Below are 5,130 nucleotides of genomic sequence, written 5' to 3' on the forward strand. Positions count from 1 at the left end.
TGGTTGTCATTACCGGCCAGGATGGTTCCATTTATCAACCAGCATATGTCCTGAACTCCAGGAGGCAACAAAGCTATTTTTTTTGTGGCTCCTGAAATAGGATCCATCGATTTTATTTCCAAAACTTCTCCTTCTTTACTAATAAAACTTATAAGCTTAGAGTTTGGGATTTTGTGAAGCGACCTCCCTACATTTTTTTGAAAGGTATAGTTGGTATCATCCTCTATATTAGAAACTACAAGGTCCATTCTATTGTCTATTAATACGGAGGAGATTAGGATATTAGCATCATACCAAAGGTGATATCCTACTTTCAGATCCTTCAGCAGCACTTTATCCGATCCTGTAATATAGTCATACTCATACAACAACTGGGTGCCGTCTGTATCTAGTCTGATCGCCGAAATAGATCTTTTCTCCGGGATCTTTAATGGAGAGTACTCACTGCCATTCTTTGTCTCAGATTTCCATTGCAAGCTATCCTTGTTCAGGGCGTAGGCAGCAATATCGGTTTGATCGGTACGTGTAGAGGAGAATAATATCAGATTGTCATTGTAGAAAGAGGGTTGATTGTCATATCCGGGATTGTTAGATATGTTCTGTAAAGTATTAAAAAACATGCCTTCTGAGTTAGTTTCGATATTAACCACAAATACTTCCGTATTCGTCTGGGCAGAACTTGCAAAGGAACATGAACTTATAATTAGCACCAGAAGTATTCTCAGATACTTACACTTTTTATTCTGTAAACCGTTTGAGTAAGTCGCGTACATTTTTTATGCTGTCTAGATAGTATTTGGCTTGTGTTTTCTGTCTGCCCACCTTCACGGTCACCGCTGTCTCTGGTAATTCCTGAAACATGAACTCGTCTGTCCAGTCATCTCCAATGGCAAACACAAAATCATAAGATTCCTGAGTAAAAATACGCATTGCGGCCCTTCCTTTATTCACATTGCTACTTTTTATCTCCATTACTTTATTACCATTCAATACACTCAGATCATCGTTTGCAATTAGACTACGCAAGACCGTATTTAATTCTGAGGCCCTCTTCTGCCCAAAGTCGGGATCTGTATTTCGGTAATGCCATGCCAGGGAATAGTTCTTCTCCTCTATAAAACTTCCGGGAGTTCTGTCAACAAAGGACTCTAGCACTGGCAAAATCTTTTCCATCCAATCTTTCTTCACATTTTCCAGCATTGTGAAATCCGATCCTTTTTCAGAAAGCCATACTCCATGCTCCACGATCATATTGTATTTTTTCTTTAGGAACCAGCGCTCAAAGGTTTCCTTATCGCGTCCGCTGATAAGATATACATCTGTATTTTCCATGGCAGCTAGGTTGTCTATCAGCTCATATAATGCGGCATCGGGGGCTGCTTTCTGAGGATCAGTGTGAAACCCGGCCAGGGTACCATCATAGTCTAAAAAGAGTAGTCGCTTTTCCGCATCCCGGTAATGTTTCATGATGGTGTTTGTAAGATCTAAAGATAAACGCCTGGTTACATAGGTTGGGTCCTTATCGCTTTGTAAGGTAAGCGATCGCATAAAGTCATTGGCCCATTTTTCTACGTTATAACGTTCCAACCTTTTTTGCAACACAGTATTTCTTTCTTTTTGTTCCTCAACAGGCATTTGGATCGCCTTGTGAATGGCATCCGCAATTTGCTCGAAATTATTAGGATTGATCAGCAGGGATTCGTTCATTTCATTTGCCGATCCTGCCATCTCACTTAAGATCAGTACCCCTGTTTTATCTGTACGAGTTGCAATGTACTCTTTCGCCACAAGGTTCATCCCATCCCGGATAGGAGTAAGCCAGGCGATATCACAAGAAGTATACAGATCTATAAGGTTGTCAAAGGGCATAGAACGATAGAAATACCAAATGGGTGTCCAGCTAACAGTAGCCAATTCTCCATTGATCCTGCCTACCAGTTCATCGATCTCTTTTTTCAATAATTTGTATTGAGGAACATTGGATCTGGATGGAACGGCAAGGATTATAAGACGGACCTTTTCCTTGTATTGGGGATATTTTTTTAAAAAATATTCATAGGCATTTAGCCGCTTTGCGATGCCTTTAGAATAGTCTAAACGGTCTATTGAAAGCAGGAATTTAGCATCGGGTGAAGCTTCTTTGTGTTTGTTGAGTCTCCTTTGAAGCTCAGACTGGTCTTTTTTTGAAAGCGACTTATGTTGTTTAGCGGCTTCACTGAATTTCGCATAATCGATCCCCATTGGGAAGGAATCTACTTTTACAACACGATCATCCGAGTATATATCATTAAAGCTAACTTCTAATCCTAATATACGCCGAACAGAGCTAAGAAAATGCCGCTCATAGTCGTATGTATGGAAGCCAATAAGGTCCGATCCCAGTATACCCATTAATACTTCTTCCCGCCATGGTAGTGTTCTGAAGATCTCATAGGAAGGGAAAGGAATGTGCAGGAAAAAACCAATGGAAATATTAGGGCGTTTTTCACGGACCATTTGAGGGACAAGCATAAGTTGATAGTCATGAACCCATATGATATCATCTTCCCCGGCTTCCTTCAGTATGGCATCTGCAAACTTTTGATTCACTTCTTTATAGGTATTCCAACTGGCCAGTTCAAACTCTGCATATTCAAGAAAATAATGAAAAAGAGGCCAAATAGTACGGTTGCTAAAACCGTAGTAAAACCCATCCACTTCTTCTGTGGTTAGTTTTACTTTAGAAGACCCATGTTTGGCCAGGGCCGCATCTATCTTACCTTCGAGCTCAGGGGGAATCTCTTCCTCAGTGAGGCCACTCCATCCTATCCACAGGCTTTGCCCTTCAGAATGAACAGATTTCATTCCTGTAGCTAAACCGCCCACACTTGGAATAGCATTGATCGATCCATTGTCAATTTGCAACTGAACAGGGAGCCGATTTGAGATAATGATAGTTTTAGCCATAAAATGAATGTTTTTAACTCCTTTTAGCTTTAATTTCTCTAAATTTCGTCAAATTGTGGCGCAATTGCAATGAATCAAAAATTTTTACCAGATTCTCATTTATGGATAACTTAGATTATGGAATTATAGGAAATTGTAGAAGTGCGGCACTTGTCTCAAAAACGGGTTCAATTGAGTGGTGTTGCCTTCCTGAGTTTGATTCTTCTTCCGTTTTTGCCAAGTTACTCGATGAACAAAAGGGAGGAAGTTTCGGGATAAAAGTGGCACCTTCATATACCATAAAACAACGATACAAAAAACACACCGCTGTTCTTATTACCAGGTTCAGTGATGGAGATAATATCTTTGAGGTACACGATTTTATGCCTCGTTATTACAAAGGAGTAAATGCGTATTATGGCCCTCCAGAAATAGCCCGATTTATAAAACACATATCTGGCAAACCAAGTTTTAGTGTTCACTATGAACCAAAGCTGGCATACGCTGTAGGGAAGACCCTTACCTATGTAAAAAAGAAATTCATCGTGAGTTTAACTCAGGGCGAAAAATTCGAAACGGTTTTTCTTTATTCCTCCTTTAATAAGAATGCTATTGTAGAGGGAAGAGAAATGGAGATCACAGAAAATGGTTATTTTCTACTTGCCTACAATGAAAAGATCTTTCAACCAAGTACGCGCAAAGTGTATCTTGAACTAGAAAGGACAAAGGTCTACTGGCTAAACTGGAGCAATAAGACCCCCAATTATAAGAAATACAATGCCCAGATAAACCGCAGTGCTATAACACTGAAATTACTCACTTACAACAAGACGGGGGCGGTTCTTGCGGCAGCTACAACCTCCCTGCCGGAAACTATTGGAGAGGTCCGCAACTGGGATTATCGTTTTTGTTGGATCCGAGATGCGTCTATGGCGATCAAGGTGATGGCAGATCTTGGACATACCAATGTGGCCAGAAGATACCTGCAATTTATAGTAGATATTATTCCAGATAAGGATGAGAAGCTGCAGATCATGTATGGGATCAACAAGGAAAAGAAATTAACAGAAAAAACTCTGGACCATTTAAGTGGTTATAAGGGATCGAAACCCGTAAGGATAGGAAATGCAGCCTACCAACAAAGGCAAAACGACATTTACGGTATTTTGATGGATGTGCTCTACGAACAATTGAATAAACACAGTACCGATATTGAAAATGGCGAAGAACTATGGGGTATTACAAAAGGAATTGTTTGGATCGTTGCCAAACACTGGGAAGAACCAGATAAGGGGATTTGGGAGTTCCGTTCTGAGGACCGACATTTTACCTTTTCAAAGGTGTTATGCTGGGTCGCCATTGACCGTGCCATCAAGGTAGCCAGGATCTTCCGCAAATCACGGAAAATAGAAAAGTGGAGCCTTTTGGAACAAAGGATCAAAAAAGACATCATGGACAACGCATGGAATGATGAAGTGAAAGCTTTTACACAATCTTACGGTTCTCCTAATTTAGATGCCGCTGTACTTTTGATGGAATCTTACGGTTTTATCCCGGCAAAAGATCCAAAATTTGTGAGCACGGTAAAAGCCATTGAACGCGAACTGAGCAACGATGGCTTGTTGTATAGATATAAGAATGAGGACGATTTCGGACTACCTTCCTCTTCCTTTACTATCTGCACATTTTGGTTTATCAATAGTCTGTTCAAAATTGGAGAGGAAGAGAAGGCGATGGCCCTTTTTGATAAGCTATTATCTTATAGCAATCATTTAGGTCTTTTTAGTGAAGACATTGATTTTAAGACTAAAAGACTGTTGGGTAATTTTCCACAGGCCTATTCTCATCTGGCATTAATAGAATGTGCTATAAATTTTTCAAACAAAGCTACGGAACAGCAGGTTCTCGAATCTATGCAATGATCATAGCATCTCCCTTGCGTTTTATAAGGGTGAGCAATTCTTTAAGATGGACCATGGTCGTAAACGGATTCATGATGGTAGTTCTAAGAAAGTGTACTCCTTTAATCATGGTTTGAACAATGTAAAAGTTACCTTCCTGCAGCAATTCCTGTCTTATCCTTCGGTTGATCTCATCTAAGCGATCCTGAGATGCACCCCTATCCACAAAGCGAAAACATACAATATTAGACATGGGGGTAACAGCTAATTGTAATTTCGGGTCTTTTTTGATCTGCTGTCCAAA

General features: G+C 40.1%; 2 protein-coding genes and 2 pseudogenes. 1 reads left to right on the forward strand and 3 read right to left on the reverse strand.

The window, feature by feature from the left end:
- Positions 1-620: pseudogene (locus tag Q0X72_RS04970) on the reverse strand (steroid delta-isomerase); the annotation flags it as partial.
- 118 nt (positions 621-738) lie between these two features.
- Complete coding sequence (locus Q0X72_RS04975) at positions 739-2,946, reverse strand: bifunctional alpha,alpha-trehalose-phosphate synthase (UDP-forming)/trehalose-phosphatase (protein ID WP_297762544.1); 2,208 nt, start codon at positions 2,944-2,946, stop codon at positions 739-741.
- Between the two features lie 101 nt (positions 2,947-3,047).
- Between Q0X72_RS04975 and Q0X72_RS04980 the strand changes: the two genes are divergently transcribed.
- Complete coding sequence (locus Q0X72_RS04980; RefSeq protein WP_297762545.1) at positions 3,048-4,847, forward strand: glycoside hydrolase family 15 protein; 1,800 nt, start codon at positions 3,048-3,050, stop codon at positions 4,845-4,847.
- On the opposite strand, the pseudogene Q0X72_RS04985 reads toward Q0X72_RS04980, so the two are convergent.
- Positions 4,837-5,130, reverse strand: a pseudogene (locus Q0X72_RS04985) (pyridoxal-dependent decarboxylase); the annotation flags it as partial. The gene Q0X72_RS04980 and the pseudogene Q0X72_RS04985 sit on opposite strands and share 11 nt — an antisense overlap.

It is taken from the genome of uncultured Muriicola sp. (assembly GCF_947258935.1).
In the GTDB taxonomy this organism is placed as follows: Bacteria; Bacteroidota; Bacteroidia; order Flavobacteriales; family Flavobacteriaceae; genus Muriicola.